The organism is Leifsonia sp. fls2-241-R2A-40a (assembly GCF_030209575.1).
Lineage (GTDB): Bacteria > Actinomycetota > Actinomycetes > Actinomycetales > Microbacteriaceae > Leifsonia.
The window spans coordinates 3,350,312-3,375,277 of sequence record NZ_JARVRS010000001.1; the positions used below are offsets into that span (position 1 = coordinate 3,350,312).

Sequence of the window (24,966 nt, forward strand, 5' to 3'; positions counted from 1 at the left end):
GGCTCATCCCTTCACGGCTCCGCCGAGGCCCGCACTGCGCAGGAACAGTCCCTGGAACACCAGGAACAGCGCGATCGGGATGAGCGTCGAGATCGCCAGCGCGGCCAGGTACACATCCAGTTGGATGGCCGCCTGCAGCGTCGGGAGCCGGACCGACAGCGGCTGCAGCGCAGGGTCGCGCAGCACCAGCAGCGGCCACAGGTAGTCCTTCCAGGCGGCGATGATCGCGAACACCGAGACGACGCCGAGGATCGGCTTCGACATCGGCAGGACGATCGACCAGAACAGCCGGAAGGGTCCGGCGCCGTCGGTCCGCGCCGCCTCGAACACCTCGCGCGGCAGGTTGTCGAAGAACCGCTTCACCAGCACCACGTTGAAGGCGCTGGCGCCGGCCGGCAGCCACACCGCCCAGAACGTGTTGATCAGCGACTGCCCGAGCAGCGGCGGGTTGAGGATGGTCAGGTATAGCGGCACGAGCAGCACCACCGAGGGTACGAACAGCGTCGTGAGGATGAGGCCGTACAGCACCTTCCCGTACGCGGGTCGCAGCACGCTCAGCGCGTACCCGGCGGTCGTCGCGACGATGATCTGCGCGGCCCACGACCCGGCGGCGACCCAGATCGTATTGACGAACTGCACATCGATGTGGACGGTCGACCACGCTGTGGACAGGTTGGCCCAGTCCACGCCGTGCGGGAACAGCGCCATGGGCGTGCGGAGCGTGTCGACCGTCGGCGTGATCGCCGACTTGGCCAGCCATAGCAGCGGGCCGAGGCCGACGACGATGAGCACCACGAGCAGCACTGCGTGTATGACGCGGGTGCTCCACTTCACCCCGGGCCGGCGCCCGTCGAACACCGAGAGGATGCCGCGATCGCCCGCATTCTCGGACGCGCGGCGTCTGCGCCGCCGGCGAGGCGGCTCGGGTGCGCCGCCCTCTTCGATCACGTCGGTGAGGACGTTCCTGACTTCGGGCGGCAGCGAGGTCGTGGTGGTCAATTCTGGCTCCAGGACTTGGTGAGGCGGAAGTACACGAGCGACAGCACGGCGAGGAACGCGGCGAGGATCAGGCTGAGGGCGGTCGCCGCGCCGTAGTCGCCGCCGAGCGAGTTCTGGAACGCGTACCGGTAGATGAGCAGCAGGATGGTCACTGTCGAGTCGACCGGTCCGCCCCCGGTGAAGAGGAACGGCTCGAGGAACACCTGCGCGGTCCCGATGATCTGGAGGATGAGCGTGATGAGCAGGATGCTGCGCAGCTGCGGCATGGTCACGTGCCACACCTTCTGCCAGATGCTGGCGCCATCCACCTCCGCCGCGTCGTACAGCTCCGGCGCGACGCCGGTGATGGCGGCCAGGTAGATGATGATCGTCCCGCCCGCCGCCGCCCAGGTCGCCTCGACGACCAGTGACGGCATCGCCTGGGCGGCCGACTGGATCCACGGCTGCGGCGGGATCCCCACCCAGCCGAGGATCGTGTTGAACACGCCGTCCGGCCGGGCATCGTAGAAGAACTTCCACAGCAGCACCGCGACCACCGGCGGCACGACGACCGGCAGGTAGGCGAGCGCGCTGTACAGCCCCTTCGCCCGCTTCACCTCGCTCATCAGCACGGCGGCGATCAGCGGCACCGGGTACCCGAGGATCAGCGCGAGGAGGGCGAACCAGGCGGTGTTGCCGACCGCCGTCCAGAACAGCGGATCGTTCACCACCTGGACGAAGTTGTCCCAGCCGACCCAGGTGGGCGCGCTGACCAGGTTGGTGTGCTGGAAGCTCATCACCACGCTGCGCACGATCGGCCACCACGAGAAGACGCCGAAGATGACCAGCATCGGCAGCAGGAAGAGCAAGGTGCTGGCGCCCCCGCCGCGCACCCAGGTGAGGGGTGTGCGGCGGGGGCGGCTCAGCGGACGGTCGTGAGTCGTCATTTGTCGGCGTCGACGAGCTTCTGGATGTCGCCGTCGACCTTGGTGAGCAGGGCGTCGATGTCGGCGTTCTTATCCGTCAGCACCGCCTGGACCACCGAGTCGAGCGCACCGTAGAGCTCCTGCGTGTGCTTGTTCGGCTCGGGCACGAGGGTGGCGTCGAAGATCTTGTCGGTGAACGGCGCGACGTTCTCCTGCGGGACGTTCACCTCATCCTTGATCCACTCCATGTTCTGGTCGTAGGTGGCCTTGTCGAACACCGGCAGCGTGGGCACACCGACCGGCTGGTTCGACTTCACGAGCACCTTGGCGTCGGCGATGGCCTGGTCCTTGTTGAGCAGCTTCTGCATGTAGTAGAAGTCGATCCACTTGACCGCGGCCTCCTTCTCCGCCTGCGACGACTTGGGGCTGACCGCCGCCACGTTGCCGCCGACGAGGACGCCCGCGTCGCTGTTGCCCGCATCGACCGGCAGCATTGTCAGCCCGTAGTTCTTCGGGTCCACGCTGTTCTGCTGGACCAGCGAGGTGAGCACGTCCGAGCCGGACGGGTACATGGCGATCTGCCCGGCGCCGAACGCCTGGTTGATTCCGCTCCAGTCGAGCAGGAAGTTGCTTCCGACCGAGTTGTCCTGGAACCGGAGGTCGTGCAGCCACTGCAGAGCCTCCTTGGTGACCGGATTGTTGGTGGTGACCTTCGTCTTCCCGCCGTCCGTGGTCTCCATCCGGCCTCCGCGCGAGTACACCGTGGTGGTGAGTTCCCAGCCGCCGGTGTTGCCCTGCGTCATCTGCATGTAGCCGGCGACGCCCGGAACCTTCTCGGAGATGGTCTTGGCGTCCTTGCGGACCTCGTCCCAGGTCGTCGGCGGCTTGTCGGGGTCGAGGCCGGCCTTCTGGAAGATCTCGCGGTTGTACGAGAGACCCATCGCGTACGGACCGTACGGGATCCCGTAGATCTTGTCGCCCGACTTCGCCACGGCGAGCACGTTCTCGTTGAACTTGTCCGCGTACGGCAGCTTCTTCACCTCCGCTGTGATGTCGGCCAGCTGACCGGCCTGCAGCAGCGACTGGGAGTCGGTGAACGGCACGTTGAAGACGTCCGGGAGGGTTCCGCCCGCGAGCTGCGTCGCGAACGTGGGCCCCGTCCACTGGTACTCCTCGGACTTGACGACGACGTTCGGGTTGGCCTTCTCGAACTCCTTGACCCGGTCGTCGAAGGCCTTGAAAGCGGCCTTGTCGCTGCCAGGGATGAGGCTGGCGACGGTGATGTGGACCTTGCCGTCGGATTCACCGCCGGATGACGAGCATCCGGCCAGCAGCCCGGCTCCGGCGATCGTGACCGCGGCGACCGCCGCGATCGTGCGTGGTGACTTCATTGTCTGGACCCTTTCGAGTGTGATGCGTTGCGTGGATGGTGCGTTCAGGTGGTGAGGTGCCCCGCGGCGCGCTGCTGGGTGCGCAGCCACGCCGTCGAGTCGGGAGGCAGCAGTCCGCCGACGAGCGGACTGGTGCTGAGCAGGATCGCCTGGTGCTCGGGAAGAGCGACCGGGACGGCGGACAGGTTGGTCACGCTGACGAAGGCGCGCCCGCGGGCGAACGCGAGGACTCCCGGCTGGGCGTCGAGCCAGGCGAGCGGCCCGTCACCCAATGCCGGCTCGGCGCGGCGGATGCGGAGGGCCTGGCGGTACAGCCAGAGCATCGAGGACGGGTCGCTCTGCTGCGCGTGGACGGTGAGCTCGGCCCAGTCTGCGGGTTGCGGCAGCCAGGGTGGCGCCGATGCTCCCTCCGGGCTGAAGCCGAAGGGAGCGACGGTCCCCCGCCACGGCAGCGGCACGCGGCAGCCGTCCCGCCCGGGGTCGACGCCGCCGGACCGCGCGTGCATCGGATCCTCGCGCAGTTCGTCGGGGAGGTCTTCGACTTCGGGCAGCCCGAGCTCGTCGCCCTGGTAGATGTACAGCGAGCCCGGGAGGGCGGCCGTGAGCAGCGCCGCCGCCCGCGCGCGGCGGCGACCGAGTGCGAGGTCGGTGGGCGTCCCTTTGCGCTTCTTCGCGAACGCGAAGGAGGAGTCCTCGCGGCCGTAGCGGGTCACCGCCCGGGTGACGTCGTGGTTGGAGAGCACCCAGGTGCTCGGCGCCTGCACGGGGGCGTGCGCGGCGAGGGTCTCGTCGATGGAGGCTCGCAACTCGTCCGCATCCCACGGCCGGGCCAGGAAGTCGAAGTTGAAGGCGGTGTGCAGCTCGTCCGGCCGGAGGTACATCGCGAACCGCTCGATGTCGGGGAGCCACAGCTCGCCCACCAGTACACGGGTGCCCGGGTAGCCGTCGGCGAGGTTCCGCCAACTGCGGTAGATGTCGTGCAGCTCGTCCCGGTCCTGGTTGGGGTGCTCCCCCGCTCCGGGATGCTCGGGAACCTCCGGGAGCGCCGGATCCTTGACGAGAAGGGCCGCGGAGTCGATCCGGACGCCGGCGACGCCGCGGTCGAACCAGAAGCGCAGGATGTCCTCATGCTCCCGGCGGACGTCGGGGTGGTTCCAGTTGAGGTCGGGCTGCTGCGGGCTGAACAGGTGCAGGTACCACTCGCCGGGGGTCCCGTCGGGGTCGGTCGTGCGCGTCCAGGTCTCGCCGGAGAAGTTCGACGGCCACGCGGTCGGCATGACGTCGCCGTTCTCGCCGCGCCCGGGCCGGAACCAGAACCGCTCGCGCTCCGGAGCTCCGGGACCGGCGTCGAGGGCCTCCTGGAACCAGCGATGGCGGTCGGAGACGTGATTCGGGACGATGTCGATGATGGTGCGGATGCCGAGCGCGAGCGCCTCCCGGATGAGCGCTTCCGCTTCGTGCAGGTCGCCGAATGCCGGGTGGATGCGCCGGTAGTCCGCCACGTCGTACCCGCCGTCCGCGAGCGGCGACTCGTACCAGGGCGTGAACCAGATCGCGTCGACGCCGAGATCGGCGAGGTAGGGCAGGTGCTCGCGCACGCCGGCGAGGTCGCCGACGCCGTCGCCGTTCCCGTCGGCGAAGCTGCGCGGGTAGATCTGGTAGATCACGGCACTGCGCCACCACTGCGGATCGTCGCTCGGGGGCGCGGCGATCGCGGTGGCACCGTCCGTCGCTGCACCCGGTGCGGCGACGGGTGCGGCGCTGCCGCCATCCATCACGGAGAGGTCCACGCTGAGCCCTTCGGTCGACTGTCGTCGCGACGAACGCCTCGGCGCCGTCGTCGTTTGACCGAAATGTAGCTAAGCCGACAGAATGACGCAAGAACTCAACAACACGTAATTGGTTTGCGTACTTTTGCGTGCACTTACATGTTCACGCGGCGTGCGGGACCGGTCCCGTCGACCCCCGCACGACCAGCTCCGGCTCGAAGAAGAGCTCGTCGCGAATGGCCGAGTCGCTCGAGATCTGGCGCAGCAGCAGCTCGATGACCGTCCGCCCCATCGGCTCGATCGGCTGGCGGATCGTGGTCAGCGGGGGCTCCGTGCAGTTCATCAGCGCCGAGTCGTCGAAACCCACGATCGACACGTCGCGCGGGACCGACAGCCCGGCGCGGCGGGCGGCACGCACGGCGCCGAGCGCCATCGGATCGCTCGCGCACAGGATCGCCGTCACACCGGAGCCGAGCAGTCGGGTCGCGGCGGCCTGCCCGGCCTCGAGCGAGTACAGCGAGTGAACGACCAGCGACTCGTCGAGCGGCGTGCCCCATCCCTCGGCGATGCGCCTGGCCGCCTCCAGCTTGCGCTGGGACGGGACGTGGTCCCGAGGGCCGAGCAGGAGTCCGATCCGCTCGTGACCGAGGGAGCGCAGATGGGTGAGCGCCTGCGCCGTCGCGACCGAGTCGTCGCAGGAGACGGTCGCGAAGTGGAGCGCGTCGACCGGTGCGTTGACCAGCACGGTCGGGAGGTTGAGCTCGGTCAGCCGGCTGTAGTGGGCGTGGTCCGCCCCCTCTTGGGCGTACGCGCCGCCGACGAAGATCACGCCGGAGACCTGCTGCTGCAGGAGGAGGTCGACGTAGTCCGACTCGGAGATGCCGCCCGCCGTCTGCATGCACAGCACCGGCGTGTAGCCGTTCTGCGCCAGCGCTCCCCCGATGATCTCCGCGAAGGCGGGGAAGATCGGGTTCTGCAGTTCGGGCAGCACCAGGCCGACGAGCCGCGCGCGCTCGCCGCGCAGCTTGGTCGGGCGCTCGTAGCCCAGCACATCGAGCGCAGTCAGCACAGCCTGACGGGTCGCATCCGACACCCCCGGCTTGTCGTTGAGCACGCGGCTCACGGTGGCTTCGCTGACCCCGACCTTGCGGGCGACCTCGAGAAGACGCTTCGACATGGCGATAGTGTACGCAATTCCTTGCAGATCAGCGCAAGTATCTTGCAGTCGCGCCGCGGGATACGATGACGGCATGGCGAAGAAGGCGGTCTCCCTGCTCCTCGCCAGCCACCCCGGCCCCACCGTGGTGGTCACGGTCATCACAACCCTGCTCGGCGTCGGCCTCGGCTACCCGCCCGGCCGGCTCGGCGTCCTGGCGCTCGCCGTCCTCTTCGGCCAGCTCTCGATCGGCTGGTGCAACGACTGGCTGGATGCGGCTCGCGACCGCGCGGTCGAACGCACCGACAAACCCGCCGCGCGGGGGGACGTCTCGGTGGCCACCGTCCGGATCGCGGCCTTCGTCGCCCTGGCGGCGGCGATCCTCCTCACGCTTCCCCTGGGGCTCGGTGCGCTGGCCGCGCACCTCATCGTCATCGCCGGCGGCTGGGCGTACAACCTCGGCCTCAAGGCGACGGCGTACTCCTTCGTCCCTTTCCTGGTCAGCTTCGGGGCCCTGCCCGCGGTCGCGACGCTCGGCCAGGAGCAGCCCGCCCTGCCGCAGTGGTGGGTCTACGCCGCCGGCGCGCTCCTCGGCCTCGCCGCCCACATCACCAACGTCCTCCCCGACCTCGAGGACGATGCGCGGACGGGCATCCGCGGCATGCCGCACCGGCTCGGCGCACGACGCAGCGGGCTGCTGGCGTTCGCCGGACTGGCCGTCGCGACACTGCTCATCACCTTCGGCCCGGGCCTCCCAGTCCGTCCGCTGCTGATCGCCGGACTGGTGATCGGCCTGGCGGCCGCCGTAACCGGCGTCGTGCTGCTCCTGCGACGCAGCCCCACCCGGCTGCTCATGCAGCTCATCATGACCTGCGCGATCGTGGACGTCGCGATGCTCGCCCTTGCGGGTCAGTCCGTGACGGTCTGAACCTTCTCCGCCACTGGCGCGTGGTTCTGGATGCCGATGGCCGAGACGACGCCGCCGACCAGCAGCAGGGCCGCAGCGGTGAGCATCGCGCGGTGGAGGCCGGCCGTGTCCAGCGTCCCTCCGATGATCATGCCGGCGGCGGCGATCGCCAGCAGCCCCGCGATACGGGAGACGGCGTTGTTGACGGCCGACGCGATACCGGCCTGCTCGGGATGGATCGCCCCGAGGATGGCGCTGGTCAGCGGGGCGACCGTGATGGACAGGCCGACGCCGAACAGCAGCACCGCCGGGAGCAGCGTCGTCCAGTAGTCGACGTTCGTTCCCATCATCAGCAGCCAGACGAAGCCCGCCCCGGCGATCATCGGACCGATCGCCATGAACAGCCGCGGACCGTACCTCCCGGCGAGCCCCCCGAAGAACCCGGACAGCAGCAGCATGCAGAGCGTCGACGGGATGAAGACGAACCCGGCGGCGATCGCGGAGAACCCGGCGACCTGCTGCAGGTACAGCGTGACGATCAGCGGCCCGAACGAGAGCGCCGCGTAGACGAAGAACGTCGCGATGTTGCCGACCCAGAAGTTGTGCACCCGGAACAGTCCGAGCGGCAGCATCGGCTGCTTCACGCGCGTCTCCGCGAAGAAGAAGGCCGCGAGGCTAAGCAGTCCGACGACGAGCGGGATCCAGACGCGCGGATCCGTCCAGCCGTAGGTGCCCTGCTCGATCAGCGCGAACACGGTCCCCGCCAGACCGACCGATCCGAGGACGGCCCCCAGGTAGTCGACCCGGCCGCCCATCCCCTTGTCGGTGTCGTGCAGGGTCGCCATGAGCAGCAGGGTGATGGCGATCGGGATGACGTTGATGACGAACACCCACCGCCACGAGAGCGTGTCGACGAAGATGCCGCCGACGACCGGTCCGGCGATCATGGCGACACCGGTGAACGCGGTCCACCGGCCGATCGCCTTCGCCTGGGCCGGCCCCTCGAACCGGGAGATGATGATCGCGAGCGAGCTGGGCACCAGCAGCGCGCCCGCCACCCCCTGCAGGGCGCGCGCGACCACCAGGAACACGCCGGTCGGCGCGAAGGCGCACAGCAGCGACGTGACGCCGAAGCCGATCAGCCCGGCGTAGAGCACCCGCTTCCGGCCGAACACATCGGACAGGGAGCCCGCGATGAGGATGAGGGACCCGAGCGTCACCAGGTAGCCGTCCACCACCCACTGCTGCAGCGGGAGTCCGCCGCCGAGCTCGCGCGAGATCGCGGGCAGGGCGACGTTGATGACGGCGCCGTCGAGGAAGGCGACGAAGCTCGACAGGATCGCGATGACGAGCACTTTGAACTGCAGCGACGTCATCCGCTCGATCCGCACGTTGGTCATGCTCTCATTCAAGGGCCTCGCCACCGCGGTGGCAACCGCGGCCGGTCAGTCGTTGCCCTTGGTGCAGGTCTGCTGCGCCGCCGTCTGACCCGTGATGGTCGAGGGCAGTTCCACCGAGCCGCCGCCCGTCCCCGTCGGGTCTGGTGTCGCGCCTGCAGCGGGCGTCGTCGGCGCGGCCGGAGTCGCGGGAGCGGCGGGCGTCACGGGCGACGGCTCGGCCCCGGGCACGGGCGCCGGGGACGTCGTCGCGGTCGGATCCTCCGCCGCCCGGCCCGTCGAGCCGGTGAGCTTCACCGGCTGGTCGTTCACCAGGGCCTGGTTGAGCGCATCCGCGGCCGACTCCTGGGGCACGACGCGGTTCGGGTCGTCCGGGTCGGTCACCGCCGGATATTGCACGAACACCATGTTGTCGAGCCCGGTGTCCCGCAGCGCCAGCGCGATCTGCACCAGTGTGGTCGGGTTGGTCAGCGTCTCGGAGGGCGTGATGTTGTTCACCGCCGCCTTGGCCAGCGCATACAGCTGGACTGGGTTGGACAGCACGCCGCCGCTGACGATCTTCCGTGCAAGGGCGGAGAGGAAGACCTGCTGGTTGGAGATGCGGCCCAGGTCGCTGCCGTCCCCCACGCCGTGCCTGCTGCGGAGGAACGACAGCGCGACATCCCCGACGATGGTGTTCTCGCCCGCGGGCAGGTCGAGCGGCGGGTTCGTGTAATCGTCCGTGACCGGCGAGGCCAGGCAGACCGTGACTCCGCCGACCGCGCTCGACATGGCGCTCACGCCGTTGAAGTTGATCACCGCGGCGAACGGGATGCTGAGCCCGGTCATCTTCGACACGGTGGCGACCACGCAGTTCAGCCCGCCGCGCGACAGCGCGGTGTTGAACTGCGCGTACGAACTGCCGTCGATGGTCCCGCCGTTGGGGTCGGGGCAGTCCGGGATGGCGACCATCAGGTCGCGCGGGAAGCTGACGACCATCATGCTCTTGTGGTCCTGCGCGATGTGCAGCAGCATCGTGACGTCGTTGTTGCCGGCGCCGCTGCTCGCATCCTGCTCGTCGGCACTGTTGTAGATCCCGCCCAGATCGCTGCGGCTGTCCGTGCCCGCGAGCAGCAGGTTCACGCCTCCCGGAATCGCGGCGACGTTGGGAATGTCCTGCGGGATCGCAGAATGCCCGGGAAGCGCCTCCAGGTGGACGCCCGTCTTGATCGAGTGGGCCACATCCCACACCGCGTACGCCGCCACCGACCCGACGCTCACGAACACGACCGCCACGAGGGCCGCCAGCAGCTTCATCGCTGCGACGCCGCCACGCCGCCGAGGCAGCCGGCCATGGCGCACCGCTTCCGGCCCGCGGGCGCGCTGGTGACGTCGCGGCAGGTCGGTCATCGGCATCCTTCGGCTCATCGGACGATGCTGCGATCCTAGCGATCCTGCCTTTCGACGGGCTGCGAGGCGCGCTCCGAGCCCTGAGGACGCTCTCACCGAGGTCGCGTATGGGGGCTTCCCCCCAATACCGGAGAGAGCGCCGACGGCGTTTGGCGGAGTTCCCTGATGACGCACCGACCACGCCCCGGGCATCGTCGCACCCGTGGCCGTTCCGGCCATCGACGACTCAGAAGGGGGCACCATGACCATCGCAGACAAGCGTGCCGACGCCACGACGTCCGGCGACGACACCGGGATCCGGCCGTTCTCGTACCGCGCCGACGACGAGGAGCTCGACGACCTCCGTCGCCGCGTCCGCGCCACCCGCTGGCCGGACCGCGAGACCGTCGACGACACCTCCCAGGGGGTGCGCCTCGACGTGATGCGGGCGCTCGCCGACTACTGGGCCGACGAGCACGACTGGCGTGCCGTGGAGGCGCGGCTCGCGGACCTCCCCCAGTTCGTCACGACGATCGACGGCGTCGACATCCACTTCGTCCACGTCCGGTCGAAGCACGAGGATGCGCTGCCGATGATCGTCACGCACGGCTGGCCGGGATCCTTCCTGGAGCAGCTCAAGATCGTCGGTCCGCTCACCGACCCCACCGCGCACGGCGCCGACGCCTCCGACGCGTTCCACCTGGTCATCCCGTCGCTCCCCGGTCACGGCTTCTCCGGCAAGCCCCGAACGACCGGATGGGACCCCATCCGCATCGCCACGGCGTGGGCGGAGCTCATGAGGCGGCTCGGCTACGACCGGTACGTCGCGCAGGGCGGCGACTGGGGCAATGCGGTCACGGAACAGCTGGCGCTGCAGACCCCGCCCGGCCTGGTCGGCATCCACACCAACATGCCCGCCACCGTGCCGCCCGCGATCCAGAGCGCGCTCGACGCCCACCAGGACCCGCCGGCGGACCTCGACGAGGAGGAGCGTAACGCCTGGGACCAGCTCGCCTACTTCTACGCGCACGGCCTCGGCTACGCACAGGAGATGGCAGGCCGCCCGCAGACGCTGTACGGGCTGGCCGACTCCCCCGTCGGACTAGCGGCGTGGATGCTCGACCACGACGCGCGCAGCTACGACCTCATCGCCCGCGTCTTCGCCGGCGGGAGCGAAGGACTGACGCGCGACGACATCCTCGACAACGTCACGCTGTACTGGCTGACGAACACCGCCGTCTCGTCCGCCCGCCTGTACTGGGAGAGCAAGCTGCCCTTCTTCGCCCCGAAGGGCGTCACCCTGCCGACGGGTGTCAGCGTGTTCCCGGACGAGATCTACGCCGCCCCGCGCAGCTGGGCGACCGAGGCGTACCCCAACCTCATCCACTTCAACCGCCTGGACCGCGGAGGGCACTTCGCCGCGTGGGAGCAGCCGGAGCTGTTCTCTCAGGAGGTCCGCGCGACCTTCCGGTCGCTGCGCTGAGCGGGCCGGACGATGGCGAGTCTTCTGCAGGTCGACGCCGGCGACCTGAACGTCGGCTACACGGACACCGGATCGCCGGACGCGCCCGTCGTGCTGCTCCTGCACGGCTGGCCGTACGACATCCACACCTACGACGAGGTCGTGCCGCAGCTGGTCGACGCCGGCTTCCGGGCGATCGTGCCGTACCTCCGCGGGTACGGCACGACCACGTTCCGCGACCCGGGCGCGCTGCGCACGGGCCAGCCCGCTGCGCTGGCCCGTGACGCGATCGCCCTGCTGGATGCGCTCGGCGTCGCTTCGGCGGTTCTCGGCGGAAGCGACTGGGGTGCGCGGACGACCAACATCGTGGCGGCCCTGTGGCCGGAGCGGGTCCGCGGACAGGTGACCGCCAGCGGCTACCTGGTCGCCGGCCAGGCGGCCAACGCCAATCCGCTGCACCCGATCGACGAGCTGACCTGGTGGTACCAGTTCTACTTCGCCACGGAGCGCGGCCGCGCAGGCTACGACCGCTATCGGGACGAGTTCGCCCGGCTGATCTGGCACACGGCATCGCCGGGCTGGGAGTTCGACGACGCCACGTTCGAACGGTCCCGGCCGTCGTTCGGCAACCCCGATCACGTCGACATCGTCATCCACAACTACCGCTGGCGACTCGGGCTCGCAGCCGGCGACCCGGCGCTCGACGAGCTGGAGGAGCGGATCGCGGGGAGGCCCACCATCCCGGTGGCGGCGATCTCGCTCGAAGGGGACGAGAACGGCGCCTTCCACCTCGATCCCTCCGCCTACCGCGACCGCTTCACCGGGCCGTACGAGCACCGTCAGGTGACGGGAGGCATCGGGCACAACCTGGCGCAGGAGGCCCCGCGCGCGTTCGCGGAGGCGGTCATCGATGTGGCGCGGATGGCGGACACGGGCGAGGGCGCTGTGACGGGAGGGGCGGCCGATGTCCGCTGACCGTGACCGGGGGCCGTTCCGTACCCTCGCCCACCGCCTGGCCGGCGACGTCGAGGGGCTGCCGGACGAAGGCCGCCTTCCGGCGTTCTCCCGGGCGACCGGCTGGCTCAACACCGAACCACTGACCCCGGAAGGGCTCCGCGGCCGGGTCGTGCTGGTCGACTTCTGGACGTACACCTGCGTGAACTGGCTGCGCACGCTTCCCTACCTCCGGGCCTGGCACGAGAAGTACGTGGACGCGGGCCTCACGGTGGTCGGCGTCCACACTCCCGAGTTCGGCTTCGAGCACGATCGGGCGAACGTCATAGCGCGTACGGCCGCGCTCGGCGTCGCGTACCCGGTCGCGGTGGACGACGACTACGGCGTGTGGGAGGACTTCGCCAACCACTACTGGCCGGCGCTGTACCTCGCCGACGCGGAGGGTCGCCTCCGCTACCACCACTTCGGCGAGGGCGAGTACGCACGCACCGAGATGATGATCCAGCGCCTGCTGACCGACGCGGGCGCCCGAGATCTCGACCTCGACCTCGTCATGGTGGAGCCGCATGGGCTGGAAGTGGCCGCCGACTGGAGCAGTCTCCGCTCGCCCGAGACCTATCTCGGGTACGGCCAGAGCAGCGGCTTCGTCTCCGAGTCGTCCGACCGCTACGACCGCTCGGTGGAGTATGAGGACGGGCGGGCCCTCCCGCTGAACGGCTGGGATCTGACCGGCCGCTGGACCCAGGCCCGTCACTCAGCCGTCCTGGACGAGGCCGGCGGCAGCATCGCGTTCGCTTTTCACGCCCGCGACGTGAACCTGGTGATGGGCCCGACGCCGCCCGGGGCGTCCATCCCGTTCCGGGTGCTGCTCGACGGCCGCCCTCCCGGCGAGGCGCACGGCACCGATGTGGATGCGGACGGGCGCGGCGTGGTCGATCGGCAGGACACCCTCCAGCTCATCCGGCAGAGCGGCGGCATCCGGGATGCGGTGGTCCAGCTGGTCTTCGACCGGCCAGAGCTGGAGGCCTACTGCTTCACGTTCGGATGAGGCCGGTCACACCACGCCGTGGCGGAGTGCGAAAGCGGTGGCCTCGCTGCGCCGCCCGACGCCGATCTTGCGGTACAGGCTGGTGATGTGCCGCTCGACCGTGCGGTCGCTGAGCCACATCACGCCCGCGATCTCCTTGTTGCTCAGGCCCTGCGCGAGCAGCCCCAGCACCTCCAGCTCGCGGCCGGTGAGCTTCGCCGCCAGCGGCTGCGCAGGACTCTCGGGGGAAAGGCCGGCGCCCGCGGCGGCGACGGGCAGCTCCACGGGCACCGGGCCGACCACCGGCAGCGGCGGGCCGACCGTCTCAGTGGCCTCGCGCGAGACCTGACGAACCCGGCGGGCGACGACCGTCAGGGCGGGCCCGACCTCCTCCAGCAGCGAGCGGAGCAGGCCGGCCTGCCGCTCCAGCGCAGCCTCCGCCTCTCGACGGGCACGCTGCTCGGAGGCCAACCGGCGGGCCGTGTGCAGGGCGATGGCCGCCTGACCGACGGCGACGCGCAGCAGGTGGGTCTCCCGGTCAGTCGGGAAATCCGGGCGGGATGCGGCGACGAGGACCCGGGCCGACTCCCATGGCAGCGCCAAGGCCAGGCTGGCGACCCGGGTGATCGCGCCGGCGGCGGCGGAGGGGACGTCCGTCGTGCGGACCGCTGCGGTGGTGAAGCCGGCTGCCGCCTCAGGGAAGGCGATCGACGGCTCGCCGTCCTCCGCCGCGACGCCGGACCGAAGCACGTCGGCGAAGGGCGCCGGTGCTCTCACGCCGGAGGGCCGCCACACCTCGATCAGCTCTCCCCCCTCCGGAACCTGGAACCGCGCGTACGCCGCATCCAACCTCAGCACACCGACCAGTACGCTGAGCAGCCCGTCGGCGATCTCCCCCGGCGAATGGTCGACCCAGAGGGAGGGCAGCGCGAGCAGGGCGCCCAGGTCGCGCATCCAGTTCCGGTCGTCCGCCTCCATTCCGGTGTCCGCTCAACCTCGGCCCCGAACGGCCCGCTCCTCCAGGAACTCGGCCGGGGGCACGAAGAAGGGGTTCTCCTGCAGGATCCCGCCGATCAGGACCATCGGATGGGTGCGCAGGATGTCGATGATGAACGCCCCGTCGAACCGGGACGTGTCGTACGCGCAGATCACCACGTGCCGATGCCGCGCATGCAGGAAGTTGGCGCGCGCTTCGAACTCGATCAGGTCGTCGCTGACGCCCTCGCGTTCCGCCGCCCACCCCATGTCCGCGACCAGCCGGATGCGGGGGGAAGGCGCCCCGCCGAGCATCCCGTCGATCTGCTCCAGCATGTCGGACTGGTCGAATCCTCCCGTGCGCAGGTAGGTGTCCGCCCACGTGTGCACCTCGCACCGCCGCTCCTCGAGGAGCGTGCCCGGATCGTAGCCGAGCCGCCGCAATCTGCGCAGGGGTGAGGCCGGTGTCATCGTGTCGACCAGATAGAGCAGACGGTCGCCGGCATCGATGCCGTCGCGCACGAACGGGTCGAGCACGGCATCCGCTTCCGCGCGTCCGCTGACGAACGCGCAGACGTGCCGATAGCGATCGAGCACCCCGCCCGCGAAGGTGACGGAGTCCGCCGCGCGTGCGTTGTCAGCTGCCATGGTCGACTTCCCGCTCCGAAGGTTGGAGAGTACCGCCGGGAATGCGCCCCGCACAACACAGTCGATCTGTTCCGAGAAGGAGCGTCTCGAGCGCGAGGAGGAGGAAGGCCTACGCCGAGCCGCCCCGGTCTCGCCACATCGTGGTGACGGCCGCGCCGTCGATGACCGAGCGGAACCCGCCGACCGCGCGGAAACCGGCGCGCTCATACCGGTGGTCGTTCGCCGGATTCGTCGACTCGAGGTACGCCGGCAGCCCCTCGGCGTCGAACGTCCGGAGCGTCTCGGCGAGCAGCCGCTGGCCCACTCCCCGCCCGCGGTGGTCGGGATGCGTCGCCAGCAGGCTGAGGTACATGTGGGGGGTCTCGTGCGGATGCGTCCGCTCGAACAGTTCCCAGAGCCGCTGATAGTCCGCGAAGCGTTCGGGCGTGACGGAACGCGCCACAAGCGCATCCACCGCAGCCTCCTGGTCCTCGGTGAGCTCGTCCACGCCCGGCGGCAGCCACACCGCGACGGTCGCCGCTTCGCCGGCAGGGCCGTCCTGCAGGTGCACCGCGCCGTGCGGGATCGCGCCGTCCACGAAGAAGCGCCAGAACGGCTCCAGGTGCGCGGTCCCACCGTCCGCGGACGCGAGCGCGGGGCCCCAAACCGGGTCGTCGCGGAACGCCAGCGCGATCGTCGTGGTGATCGCCGCCGCGTCCGACGGCTCAGCGACTCGTGTCTCCATACCGGAACTGTACCGACGCCCCGGTCCGGAAGTGCCGCGCGGGTAGCATTCGGTGCATGACCTTGCCGGCCGACAGTCACGTGCACAGCGAATGGTCGTGGGACACGGGCGGCCCGCATTCGGAGGCGGCCGGACGGATGCGGAAGACCTGCGCGCAGGCGGTGCGGATCGGCCTCCCTGCGCTGTTCTTCACCGAGCACCTCGACATCCCGGGCACCTGGCGTGCGCAGCCGCAGGACCTGCTGCCGCACCAGCGCCACTATGTGCAGCCGGACGGCCGGGTGGAGTTCGCCCCACTCGACGTCGACGGGTACTTCGACAGCATCGACCGGATGCGGCACGAGTTCCCGGAGCTGCGCATCCTGACCGGCATCGAGTTCGGCCAGCCGCATCTCTTCGAGGAGCAGGCGCGTGCCCTGGTCGACCTGAACAGGTTCGACCGGGTGAACGGCTCGTTGCACACTCTCGACCTCGGAGGCGGACGGGCCGAACCGAGCCGGCTCATGCACGAGCATCCCGCCGACGAGGTCATGAACGCCTACCTGGACGAGATCCCGGTCATGGTCGCCGGCTCCGACGCCTTCGACGTGTTCACGCACATCGATTACGCCCTCCGTCACTGGCCCGCCGACGCGGTCGGCCCGTTCGACCCGCGCGCGTTCGAGCACCGCATCCGCACCGCGATGCGCGCCATCGCCGAGAGCGGCCGCGCGCTCGAGCTCAACACGCGGCGGTTGTGGTCATGGGTACCGCAGTGGTGGGCCGAAGAGGGCGGCCAGGCGGTCAGTTTCGCCAGCGACGCCCATACTCCCGATGCGCTCGCGCGCCACTTCCCGGAAGCCGTGATCCTGGCCGAGCACTTCGGCTTCCGTCCCGGCGCCGCACCTGCCGACCTGTGGCGGCGCGGCTGATCCTGTGGACCGCCAGAAACACGAAAAGCCCCGGTCAAGAGGACTTGACCAGGACTTTCAGTGGATCTGAGGGGACTCGAACCCCTGACCCCCTGCATGCCATGCAGGTGCGCTACCAGCTGCGCCACAGACCCAGAGTGTGAACCGTTCCGGCCCTTTCGGACCTCCCGGAACAACTCATTCAGCGTACTACATCGCGCCCAGGAGAAAAAACTGAGGCGCGCTCGCGTCAGTCGAACAGCTCGCTCAGCCAGTTCTCGCGCCTCTTCTTGTACGGCCGCTGCTCGGAAGGGTTGGTCGAGTAGGACTCGCGGTACTGCGGCTCGCGGTACTGCGGCGCGGGCACAGCAGCAGCGGGGCTCCCTGCGCGGTCGATGATCTTGTCGAGTTCGCCGCGGTCGAGCCAGACGCCGCGGCACTCCGGGCAGTAGTCGATCTCGATGCCATTGCGCTCGCTCATGACGAGAGTCGCGTTGTCGGTGGGACACTTCATGCACCCATCCAAGCGGGCGACCATGAGAGGGTTCTCAGGCGAACCGGGGAAGAGCCTGGGAGCGTTACTCCGCGTTCTCGTGGACGGGCAGCTCGATCGGAATCGTCGGGCAGTCCTTCCACAAGCGCTCGAGCGCGTAGTACATGCGGTCCTCTTCGTGGAAGACGTGCACGACCAGGTCGCCGAAGTCGAGCAGCACCCAGCGGCCCTCGGACTTGCCCTCGCGGCGGAGCGTCTTGACGCCCGCGTCGTTCAGCCGGTCCTCGACCTCCGACGCGATCGCGATCACGTTGCGCTCGACGCGCCCGCTGACCAGCAGGAAGGCATCGGTGAGCGGCAGCGGCCCGGACACGTCGAGTGCGACGAGGTCCTCTCCGCCCTTGGAGTCGGCGGCGGCCGCCGCGAGCTGCAGGATGTCGCGGGCGTGCTGGGATGCGGTCACGGACGGTCCTCCGGTCGCGGTCGGTGCAGGGTCGGTGCGGAAGCAGGTGCGAACGGGGTGATGATCAGAACACCTTCAGTACGTAGGCGGCCACGAGCAGGCCGATGACGCCGACGGCGAGCACTCCGGCGGTGACCATGAGCACCACCGGCAGCGTGTTGCCGCGCTTCTTGGGCGGCGCGATCACGCCGCGGGTCGAGGTGTGCGTGCTGATGGCGCGGGATGCCCGCACCGGCTGGACCTCGGACGTGTTGAACTCGTTCTCCTCGCCGTCGAGCAGGCGGTCGAGGTCCGACGAGTCGATCCGGTCGGGGTGCGCGCCGGTGGCGCCCATCCCGCGGGGCAGGTCGATCGATCCGGTCACGAGGATCTCACCCGTGCTGGTCAGCGGGGCGTTCGTGCTCGGCTGAGGGATCACGGGAAGGATCAGGGCGCTCGTCGTCGTCGCGGCGGTCGACTGGGCGACGTTCCGCGAGGTGATGGGCTGGCTCTGGTCCTCGAGCTCGGCCGCCGTCGACCAGTGTCCGGTCGGCGGAGTGAACGGCCGTCGCTCCTGGGCCGCGGTGTCCTCCGAGTCCTTCTTCGCGGCCGGAACCGCCGCGGCGTCGGACGACGTCTCGTCGGCGGCCGCCTTCGCCGCTGAGGAGCCGAAAGCGGCGAACGGCGACGTTGCGCTCTGCGTGACGGTGGTCTCGCTCTGGCCGGAGCGCGAAGCGGCCGGCGCCGACGAGGGCGTGAGCGGCGCGAGCGGCCACGCGGACTTCTCGGTTGCCGATGCGGGCGCACCAGCGGCCGCGTTCGCATCCGTCTCAGCGGCGCTCGCCGACGGCGCCTCGTTCGCGGCCTTCGCAGAATCGTTCGCGGCCGCTTCCGCCTCGGGGCCGGAAGTGAAGGTGACGGGGAAGACCGGATCTCCGGACGCCGCCGGAAGGTTGGCCTGGGCGTTGGCCTCCTGCGCCTGCAGCATCGCACGCAGCTCGCGGCGGGTGAGCGTGCGCTCGTGGGCGTCCGCCGACGCAGAAGTGGATGCGGTGGCCGGCGTCGAGGACGACGCACCCTCTTGTCGGAGGATCGACATGGGCTGCGTCACCGGCTCCGGGCGCGAAGAATCGGGGCCCTGGCGGAACAGATCGAACGAGTCGCGCGACGGGGAGGTGACTCCCGGCTCGGCGAAGGCGCTGGCGGGGATGGCCGGGCGCTCGGGCTGGGAGGGACGAGGTTCTTCGACCTGGACGTCTTCGAGGCCCTCGCGCACCTCGGGTGCGGCCGCCTCAGCTGCTGCGGCCTCGGCTGGTGCGGCCTCGGATGCTACGGCCTCAGGGTGCTCGCCCTCGGAGTTGTCGCGCGGGGGCACCGTGGTGGTCATCTCGGGGATCTGTCCTGCGGGAGTCGGTTCAGCCGTGCCCGCGCGGCGCGAAGCGGAGCGCTCGAACTCTCTCGCCTGTCGCCGCGTCTGCGGCTGGCCCGTCGGCGGCTGTTCAGGCCACGATGTCATGCCACGCTCCGATACAGATGGTGTTTGGAGATGTATTGAACGACCCCATCGGGCACGAGGTACCAGACCGGGAATCCCCTGCTCACCCGGCTCCGGCAATCGGTCGACGAGATCGCCAGGGCCGGAACTTCCAACAAGCTTACGTCTTGCTCCGGTAATCCAGAAATACTCAAGTCGTGTCCCGGGCGACTCACAGCCACGAAGTGGGCGAGCTCCCAGAGCTCGGCGACGTCGCGCCAGCTGAGGATCTGCGCGATGGCATCGGCGCCGGTGATGAAGAACAGCTCGGCATCGGGCCGTTCGCGGTGCAGGTCGCGCAGCGTGTCGATCGTGTAGGTCGGACCGTCGCGGTCGACGTCGACGCGGCTGACGGTGAAGCGCGGGTTGGACGCGGTGGCGATCACCGTCATCAGGTACCGGTGCTCTGCCGGGGTGACCGGACCCTTCTGCCAGGGCTCACCGGTCGGCACGAACACGACCTCATCGAGGTCGAACGACTGCGCCACTTCGCTGGCGGCGACCAGGTGGCCGTGGTGGATCGGGTCGAAAGTGCCGCCCATCACGCCGATCCTCGGCCGGCCCGTCTCCGTCAGCTCCATGCCCGAAGTGGGTCAGTGCCCCTGGTTGGGGTGGCCGGAGCCGTGGTGCGTGGCACCCGGGGCGCCGGCGTGGGCCGCGGCGTCCGGTGCGGAGCGGTGGCTGTGCCGGTTCGCGACGTCTCGGAAGCTCCACACGACGAAGGCGAGGGAGATGAAGATCACGATGGCGATGGCACCGAACGCCCAGGTGGGCATGGGGAGCTCGACGTGGGTCTCCGCCTCGGCGAGGACGGTCGTCAGAAGTGACATCGTGCGTAATCCTTTCTCCGGGCCGATGGCCCACCGTCAAGTCTAGTGGGCGGCTACGCCCGGATCTGGCCGGACCCGCGGACGATCCACTTGGTGCTCGTCAGTTCGGGCAACCCCATCGGACCGCGGGCGTGGAGCTTCTGGGTCGAGATGCCCACCTCGGCGCCGAACCCGAACTCGCCGCCGTCGGTGAACCGGGTGGACGCGTTCACCATCACCACGGCCGAGTCGACCTCGGCGAGGAAGCGGTCGGCGTTCTCGAGGTCGTTCGTCACGATGGACTCGGTGTGCTGCGTCGAGTACCGGCGGATGTGCTCGATGGCCTCGTCGAGGTCGTCGACCACCTTCACCGAGATGTCGAGGCTCATGTGCTCGGTGGCGTAGTCCTCGTCGGTCACCGGGACGCCTCCCTCGGCGAACGGCAGGGCGCGCTCGTCGGCGTGGATGGTGACGCCCTCGGCGCGCAGCGCGTCGAGCACCGGCGGCAGCAGCCGCTCAGCGGCGGCACTGTGCACCAGCAGCGTCTCGACCGCGTTGCACACGCTCGGCCGCTGGACCTTGGCGTTGCGCACGATGTCGACGGCCCAGTCCTCCCGCGCGGATTCGTCGAGCAGGATGTGGACCACGCCGGCCCCGGTCTCGATCACGGGCACCGTGGACTGCGTCACGACCGCCTGGATGAGCTCGGCGCTCCCGCGCGGGATCAGCACGTCCACGAAACCGCGAGCCGTCATGAGCTCGGCCGCGCCCTCGCGCCCGAAATCGTCGATCGTCTGGACGGCGTCGGACGGTAGCCCTGCGCTGGCCAGCGCATCCTGCAGCACCCGCACGAGCACGCGATTGGTCTCGATCGCAGCGCTTCCGCCGCGGAGGACCGCCGCGTTCCCGCTCTTGATTGCCAGCGCCGCGATGTCGATCGTCACGTTGGGCCGCGCCTCGTAGATCGCGCCGACGACGCCGAACGGCACCCGCACCTGCGTGATCTTGACGCCGTTCGGCAAGGCGCTTCCGCGCACGGCCTGCCCCACGGGATCGGTGATGCCGACCACCTCGAGCACGGCCTCGGCCAGCCCCTGCAGTCGCGCAGTGCTGAGCGTCAGTCGGTCGAGCAGCCCAGTCGTCAGCCCGTTCTCTCGCCCGTTGGCGAGGTCGAGCTCGTTGGCGGAGAGGATCTCCGCACCGGACGCGATCACGCCGTCGGCGATGGCGCGCAGCGCACGGTTCTTCTGCTCGGTGGTCGCCGTCGCCAGCGCGCGTGAGGCCGTCTTGGCGGCGGCGAGCCGCTCGTGAAGGGAGAGCGCCGCAGCAGTGGTCGACGCAGCCGTGGCAGACGCATCCGTGATCGAGGACATGCGTCGATTCTAAGACGCGGCAGAGTCCGCGGGGACGGCTGCGACGGAACCTGTGGAAAGCCGCCCGGCCTGGGCGTCGGGGACGGAATCGACCGGCGCCGGGGCGAACCACGTGCCGACGCTCTCGCCGCGCAGCGCCTGCGATACCAGCGAGGTCGCGGTGAGCACGACCGCGGTTCCGCGCTCGGCGGCCTGGCGGGCGGCGGAGACCTTGGTCACAGCTCCCCCGCTGCCCACGCCCGAGAGGCCGGTGGAGCCGATCTCGACACCCTCCAGCTCGTCGTCCCAGCCGACGTGCTCGATGCGCGCGGCGCCCGGCTCGTGCGGGGGGCGCGTGTACAGCGCGTCAACGTCGGAGAGCAGCACCAGCACGTCGGCCTGCACCAGGAGCGCCACCAGCGCCGCGAGCCGGTCGTTGTCGCCGAACCGGATCTCGTGGGTCGCGACGGTGTCGTTCTCGTTCACGATGGGAAGGATGCGCAGGTCGAGCAGCCGCTCCATCGCCCGCTTGGCGTTGCTGCGGTGGGTCGGGTTCTCCATGTCGCCCGCGGTCAGGAGCACCTGGGCCGCGACGATGTCGTACCGGTCGAAGCTGTCCTGGTAGCGGTAGATGAGCACGTTCTGGCCGACGGCGGCCGCCGCTTGCTGGGTCGCGAGGTCGGTGGGGCGCTCGGAGAGCGACAGATACGGGATGCCGGTGGCGATCGCGCCGGAGGAGACGAGGATGACCTGGGTCCCGCGCCCGTGAGCCTCGGCGAGGGCGTCGACCAGCGGGGCGATCTGCCCCGCGTTCTCGCCGCTGATGGACGACGAGCCCACCTTGACGACGATGCGTCGGGCGGAGGGCAGCTGGCTGCGGTCGTCGATCGTCATTCCTCGGTGCTCTCCTCGTCCCCGCCGCGACCGTCCGTGCTGTGCACGACGTTGTCGTCGTAGCTGTCGTCCTGCCAGAGGCCGGCCTCGCGCTCGCGCCGGAGCTCCTCGCGGGCCTCCGCCTTGGCGTCCATCCGCTCGAAGTAGTTCTCGCGGCGCTGCCCGCGGGTGGGCCGCTGATTCAGGTCGAGTCGGGTGTCGGTGCCGCGCGGAGCGGTGATGAGCTCCGCGGTGGAGGTCAGGGTCGGCTCCCAGTCGAAGACCACGCCGTTGTCGCGGCCGATGACCACGGTGGAGCCCGCGATCGCGCCCGCGCGGACCAGCTGGTCCTCAACGCCGAGCTTGGCCAGGCGGTCGGCGAGGTAGCCGACGGCCTCGTCGTTCGCGAAGTCGGTCTGGGCGACCCAGCGCTCCGGCTTCGCACCGAGGATGCGGTACACCGGTCCGTCGGTGCCGCCCTCGACCTTGACGACGAAACCGGAGTCGTCCACCGCCTTCGGGCGGATGACGATGCGCGGGCGCGCCTCTTCTTCGGCCGCCCGCTCGGCGCGCGAGCGCTCGACGACCTCGCCGAGGGCGAACGACAGCGGACGGAGGCCCTCGTGGCTGACCGTCGAGATCTCGAAGACGCGGTAGCCGCGCTGCTCGAGCTCCGGGCGGACGAAGTCGGCCAGCTCGCGCGCATCCGGCACGTCGATCTTGTTCAGCGCGATCAGCTGCGGCCGGTCCAGCAGCGGCGTCTGCCCCTCGGGGACGGGATACGCGGCGAGCTCGGCGAGGATGACATCCAGGTCGCTGAGCGGGTCACGGCCCGGCTCGAGGGTGGCGCAGTCGAGGACGTGCAGCAGGGCCGAGCAGCGCTCGACGTGGCGGAGGAACTCCAGCCCGAGGCCGCGGCCCTCGCTGGCGCCCTCGATGAGACCGGGAACATCTGCGACGGTGTAGCGCACGTCGCCGGCCTGCACGACGCCGAGGTTCGGGTGCAGCGTCGTGAACGGGTAGTCCGCGATCTTCGGCTTCGCGGCGGAGAGCGCGGCGATGAGGCTGGACTTGCCCGCCGACGGGTACCCGACGAAGGCGATGTCGGCGACCGTCTTGAGCTCGAGGCGGACGTCGCCCTCCCAGCCGGGGGTGCCGAGGAGCGCGAAACCGGGAGCCTTGCGCTTCGGGTTCGCCAGGGCCGCATTGCCCAGTCCGCCGAGCCCGCCGGGGGCGGCGATGAAGCGCATCCCGGGCTCGGAGAGATCGGCCAGCTCGTTGCCGTCCGCGTCCTTCACCACGGTGCCGATCGGGACCGGGAGTTCGAGGACCTCGCCGGTGTGACCGCTGCGGTGGTCGCCCATCCCGAAGCCGCCGTTGTCGCTCGAGCGGTGCGGGTGACGGTGGTAGCCGAGAAGGGTGGTCACCTGGGGGTCGGCGACGAGCACGATGTCTCCGCCGTTCCCGCCGTTGCCGCCGTCCGGGCCGGCCAGCGGCTTGAACTTCTCGCGGCGGACCGAGACGCACCCGTTGCCGCCGTTGCCGGCGCGCAGATGCAACGTCACGCGATCAACGAACGTCGCCATGGTGCTTCTCCTACAGTTGTTGCTTCATTCAGGGCTGAAATGCCGGATGGGCGGGCCGAAGCCCGCCCATCCGCAAAATGGTGCTCGTGGTCGAGGCTCAGGCCTCGGCGGCCACGATGTTGACGACCTTGCGGCCGCCCTTGTTGCCGAACTCGACCGCACCGGCGGCGAGGGCGAACAGCGTGTCGTCGCCACCACGGCCGACGTTGACGCCGGGGTGGAAGTGGGTGCCGCGCTGGCGGACCAGGATCTCACCCGCGTTGACGGTCTGGCCGCCGAAGCGCTTCACGCCGAGGCGCTGCGCGTTGGAGTCGCGGCCGTTGCGAGTGGAGCTCGCTCCCTTTTTGTGTGCCATGGTCTGTTCTCCTCGTCGGCTACTTGATGCCGGTGATCTTGACGCGCGTGAGCTCCTGGCGGTGGCCCTGACGCTTCTTGTAGCCGGTCTTGTTCTTGAACTTCTGGATGTGGATCTTCGGGCCGCGAAGGTCGTCGAGGATCTCTGCGGTGACGGTGACCTTCGCGAGCGACGCAGCGTCGGAGGTGATCTTGTCACCGTCGACGAGCAGCACCGGTGCGAGCTCGACCTTGCCGTCCTTGCGGGCCTTGATACGGTCCATCGTCACGATGGTGCCGACCTCGACCTTCTCCTGCCGGCCACCGGCGCGCACAACTGCGTAAACCACTTGTCAGTACCTTTTCGTCGGGGAGCAGTTCCCGGCGTCTCCGCGGAACCGATCCTTCTCTTCAACTGTTTCTGGATGTCACTGTCTGGATGTCACTGGCGAGTCCTGCCGGCAACACATGCGACCGACGGCTCTCAGAAAACCTCATGGCTGCGCGGGCGACGCCCGGCACACACCAACGGTCAACTTTACCCGACAGCCCTTCCCTGGTCAATTCAGCCCACGCTCATCAGCGTGTACCGAACCAGGGGGCGTCAGGACCGTCCGGCTCCGACGACGGAACCGCTTCCTAGAATCATTGTATGACGGTCCTGATCGATCCCCCGGCATGGCCGGCACACGGCATGTTGTGGTCGCACCTGGTCAGCGACGCCTCCCTCGAGGAACTGCACGCCTTCGCCGCCGCCAACGGGATACAGCGCCGGGCGTTCGACCTCGACCACTACGACGTGCCCGACCGCCGGTACGACGAGCTCGTGGCGGCGGGAGCGCATCCCGTCCCCGGCAAGGAGCTCGTCTCGCGGCTCATCGCCAGCGGTCTGCGGGTACGGGCCCGCGACCGCGTCCGCAAGCACTGACCGGCCTCGCCGACGACAGAAGCCGGCACACCGTATCGACAGGA

General features: G+C 69.7%; 26 protein-coding genes and 1 tRNA gene. 6 read left to right on the forward strand and 21 right to left on the reverse strand.

Annotated elements, in window-relative coordinates; translation table 11 throughout:
- Positions 1-3: 3 nt before the first annotated feature.
- From QRN40_RS16500 to QRN40_RS16520, 5 genes are all read right to left on the reverse strand, one after another.
- Complete coding sequence (locus QRN40_RS16500; protein WP_502878926.1) at positions 4-999, reverse strand: carbohydrate ABC transporter permease; 996 nt, start codon at positions 997-999, stop codon at positions 4-6.
- Positions 996-1,925 carry a carbohydrate ABC transporter permease gene (locus QRN40_RS16505; protein WP_285116971.1) on the reverse strand — a complete coding sequence of 310 codons (930 nt, stop codon included), beginning with the start codon at positions 1,923-1,925 and terminating at the stop codon, positions 996-998. Before QRN40_RS16505 ends, QRN40_RS16500 begins: the two co-directional genes overlap by 4 nt.
- Complete coding sequence (locus QRN40_RS16510) at positions 1,922-3,295, reverse strand: ABC transporter substrate-binding protein (protein ID WP_285116972.1); 1,374 nt, start codon at positions 3,293-3,295, stop codon at positions 1,922-1,924. Before QRN40_RS16510 ends, QRN40_RS16505 begins: the two co-directional genes overlap by 4 nt.
- 44 nt (positions 3,296-3,339) lie before the next feature.
- Complete coding sequence (locus QRN40_RS16515; protein WP_285117518.1) at positions 3,340-5,070, reverse strand: glycoside hydrolase family 13 protein; 1,731 nt, start codon at positions 5,068-5,070, stop codon at positions 3,340-3,342.
- 157 nt (positions 5,071-5,227) lie between these two features.
- Entirely contained in the window at positions 5,228-6,241 is a 1,014-nt protein-coding gene (locus tag QRN40_RS16520) for a LacI family DNA-binding transcriptional regulator (protein WP_285116973.1), read from the reverse strand.
- A 73-nt stretch (positions 6,242-6,314) separates the two neighbouring features.
- Here QRN40_RS16520 and QRN40_RS16525 point away from each other — a divergent pair, with 73 nt between their 5' ends.
- Complete coding sequence (locus QRN40_RS16525; protein WP_285116975.1) at positions 6,315-7,148, forward strand: UbiA family prenyltransferase; 834 nt, start codon at positions 6,315-6,317, stop codon at positions 7,146-7,148.
- On the opposite strand, the gene QRN40_RS16530 is transcribed toward QRN40_RS16525, so the two are convergent.
- Positions 7,130-8,527, reverse strand: a complete 1,398-nt coding sequence (locus QRN40_RS16530) for an MFS transporter (RefSeq protein WP_285116976.1) — start codon at positions 8,525-8,527, stop codon at positions 7,130-7,132. The genes QRN40_RS16525 and QRN40_RS16530 overlap by 19 nt on opposite strands.
- A 45-nt stretch (positions 8,528-8,572) precedes the next feature.
- Positions 8,573-9,913, reverse strand: a complete 1,341-nt coding sequence (locus QRN40_RS16535) for an LCP family protein (protein ID WP_285116978.1) — start codon at positions 9,911-9,913, stop codon at positions 8,573-8,575.
- A gap of 241 nt (positions 9,914-10,154) precedes the next feature.
- On the opposite strand from QRN40_RS16535, the gene QRN40_RS16540 reads away from it, so the two are divergent.
- From QRN40_RS16540 to QRN40_RS16550, 3 genes are read left to right on the forward strand one after another with little or no spacing between them, the layout of a single operon-like run.
- Entirely contained in the window at positions 10,155-11,375 is a 1,221-nt protein-coding gene (locus QRN40_RS16540) for an epoxide hydrolase family protein (RefSeq protein WP_285116979.1), read from the forward strand.
- A 12-nt stretch (positions 11,376-11,387) separates the two neighbouring features.
- On the forward strand, positions 11,388-12,329 hold the full coding sequence (locus QRN40_RS16545) for an alpha/beta hydrolase (RefSeq protein ID WP_285116981.1): 942 nt from the start codon (positions 11,388-11,390) through the stop codon (positions 12,327-12,329).
- Positions 12,319-13,356 (forward strand): thioredoxin family protein, encoded by a 1,038-nt coding sequence (locus QRN40_RS16550; protein WP_285116983.1) that lies wholly within the window; start codon positions 12,319-12,321, stop codon positions 13,354-13,356. Before QRN40_RS16545 ends, QRN40_RS16550 begins: the two co-directional genes overlap by 11 nt.
- A 6-nt stretch (positions 13,357-13,362) precedes the next feature.
- On the opposite strand, the gene QRN40_RS16555 is transcribed toward QRN40_RS16550, so the two are convergent.
- From QRN40_RS16555 to QRN40_RS16565, 3 genes are all read right to left on the reverse strand, one after another.
- Positions 13,363-14,313: a helix-turn-helix transcriptional regulator gene (locus QRN40_RS16555; protein ID WP_285116985.1), complete on the reverse strand. Its 951-nt coding sequence runs from the start codon at positions 14,311-14,313 to the stop codon at positions 13,363-13,365.
- Between the two features lie 12 nt (positions 14,314-14,325).
- A complete protein-coding gene (locus QRN40_RS16560) occupies positions 14,326-14,958 on the reverse strand; it encodes an MEDS domain-containing protein (protein ID WP_285116987.1) in 633 nt (210 codons plus the stop codon).
- Between the two features lie 109 nt (positions 14,959-15,067).
- Complete coding sequence (locus QRN40_RS16565) at positions 15,068-15,682, reverse strand: GNAT family N-acetyltransferase (protein ID WP_285116989.1); 615 nt, start codon at positions 15,680-15,682, stop codon at positions 15,068-15,070.
- Between the two features lie 56 nt (positions 15,683-15,738).
- Between QRN40_RS16565 and QRN40_RS16570 the strand changes: the two genes are divergently transcribed.
- Entirely contained in the window at positions 15,739-16,593 is an 855-nt protein-coding gene (locus QRN40_RS16570) for a PHP domain-containing protein (RefSeq protein ID WP_285116990.1), read from the forward strand.
- A 61-nt stretch (positions 16,594-16,654) separates the two neighbouring features.
- Here QRN40_RS16570 and QRN40_RS16575 read toward each other — a convergent pair.
- The 11 genes from QRN40_RS16575 to rplU form a co-directional block, all read right to left on the reverse strand.
- A tRNA-Ala gene (locus QRN40_RS16575) sits at positions 16,655-16,727 on the reverse strand.
- Positions 16,728-16,822: 95 nt separating this feature from the next.
- Entirely contained in the window at positions 16,823-17,086 is a 264-nt protein-coding gene (locus tag QRN40_RS16580; RefSeq protein WP_285116991.1) for a TFIIB-type zinc ribbon-containing protein, read from the reverse strand.
- A 64-nt stretch (positions 17,087-17,150) separates the two neighbouring features.
- Positions 17,151-17,528 (reverse strand): ribosome silencing factor, encoded by a 378-nt coding sequence (gene rsfS, locus QRN40_RS16585; RefSeq protein WP_285116993.1) that lies wholly within the window; start codon positions 17,526-17,528, stop codon positions 17,151-17,153.
- A 64-nt stretch (positions 17,529-17,592) separates the two neighbouring features.
- Positions 17,593-18,894 carry a hypothetical protein gene (locus QRN40_RS16590; RefSeq protein ID WP_285116995.1) on the reverse strand — a complete coding sequence of 434 codons (1,302 nt, stop codon included), beginning with the start codon at positions 18,892-18,894 and terminating at the stop codon, positions 17,593-17,595.
- A 125-nt stretch (positions 18,895-19,019) separates the two neighbouring features.
- Positions 19,020-19,622 carry a nicotinate-nucleotide adenylyltransferase gene (gene nadD, locus QRN40_RS16595; RefSeq protein WP_285116997.1) on the reverse strand — a complete coding sequence of 201 codons (603 nt, stop codon included), beginning with the start codon at positions 19,620-19,622 and terminating at the stop codon, positions 19,020-19,022.
- Positions 19,623-19,634: 12 nt separating this feature from the next.
- Positions 19,635-19,871, reverse strand: a complete 237-nt coding sequence (locus QRN40_RS16600; RefSeq protein ID WP_285116998.1) for a hypothetical protein — start codon at positions 19,869-19,871, stop codon at positions 19,635-19,637.
- Positions 19,872-19,924: 53 nt separating this feature from the next.
- Complete coding sequence (locus QRN40_RS16605; protein ID WP_285116999.1) at positions 19,925-21,223, reverse strand: glutamate-5-semialdehyde dehydrogenase; 1,299 nt, start codon at positions 21,221-21,223, stop codon at positions 19,925-19,927.
- 9 nt (positions 21,224-21,232) lie between these two features.
- Positions 21,233-22,096 (reverse strand): glutamate 5-kinase, encoded by an 864-nt coding sequence (gene proB, locus QRN40_RS16610; protein ID WP_285117000.1) that lies wholly within the window; start codon positions 22,094-22,096, stop codon positions 21,233-21,235.
- A complete protein-coding gene (gene obgE / locus QRN40_RS16615) occupies positions 22,093-23,661 on the reverse strand; it encodes a GTPase ObgE (protein WP_285117003.1) in 1,569 nt (522 codons plus the stop codon). Before obgE ends, proB begins: the two co-directional genes overlap by 4 nt.
- A 97-nt stretch (positions 23,662-23,758) precedes the next feature.
- Positions 23,759-24,016 (reverse strand): 50S ribosomal protein L27, encoded by a 258-nt coding sequence (rpmA, locus tag QRN40_RS16620; protein ID WP_285117004.1) that lies wholly within the window; start codon positions 24,014-24,016, stop codon positions 23,759-23,761.
- A 19-nt stretch (positions 24,017-24,035) separates the two neighbouring features.
- Complete coding sequence (rplU, locus tag QRN40_RS16625) at positions 24,036-24,344, reverse strand: 50S ribosomal protein L21 (protein ID WP_285117005.1); 309 nt, start codon at positions 24,342-24,344, stop codon at positions 24,036-24,038.
- Between the two features lie 302 nt (positions 24,345-24,646).
- Here rplU and QRN40_RS16630 point away from each other — a divergent pair, with 302 nt between their 5' ends.
- Positions 24,647-24,922 (forward strand): DUF4031 domain-containing protein, encoded by a 276-nt coding sequence (locus QRN40_RS16630; RefSeq protein ID WP_285117007.1) that lies wholly within the window; start codon positions 24,647-24,649, stop codon positions 24,920-24,922.
- Positions 24,923-24,966: the final 44 nt, after the last annotated feature.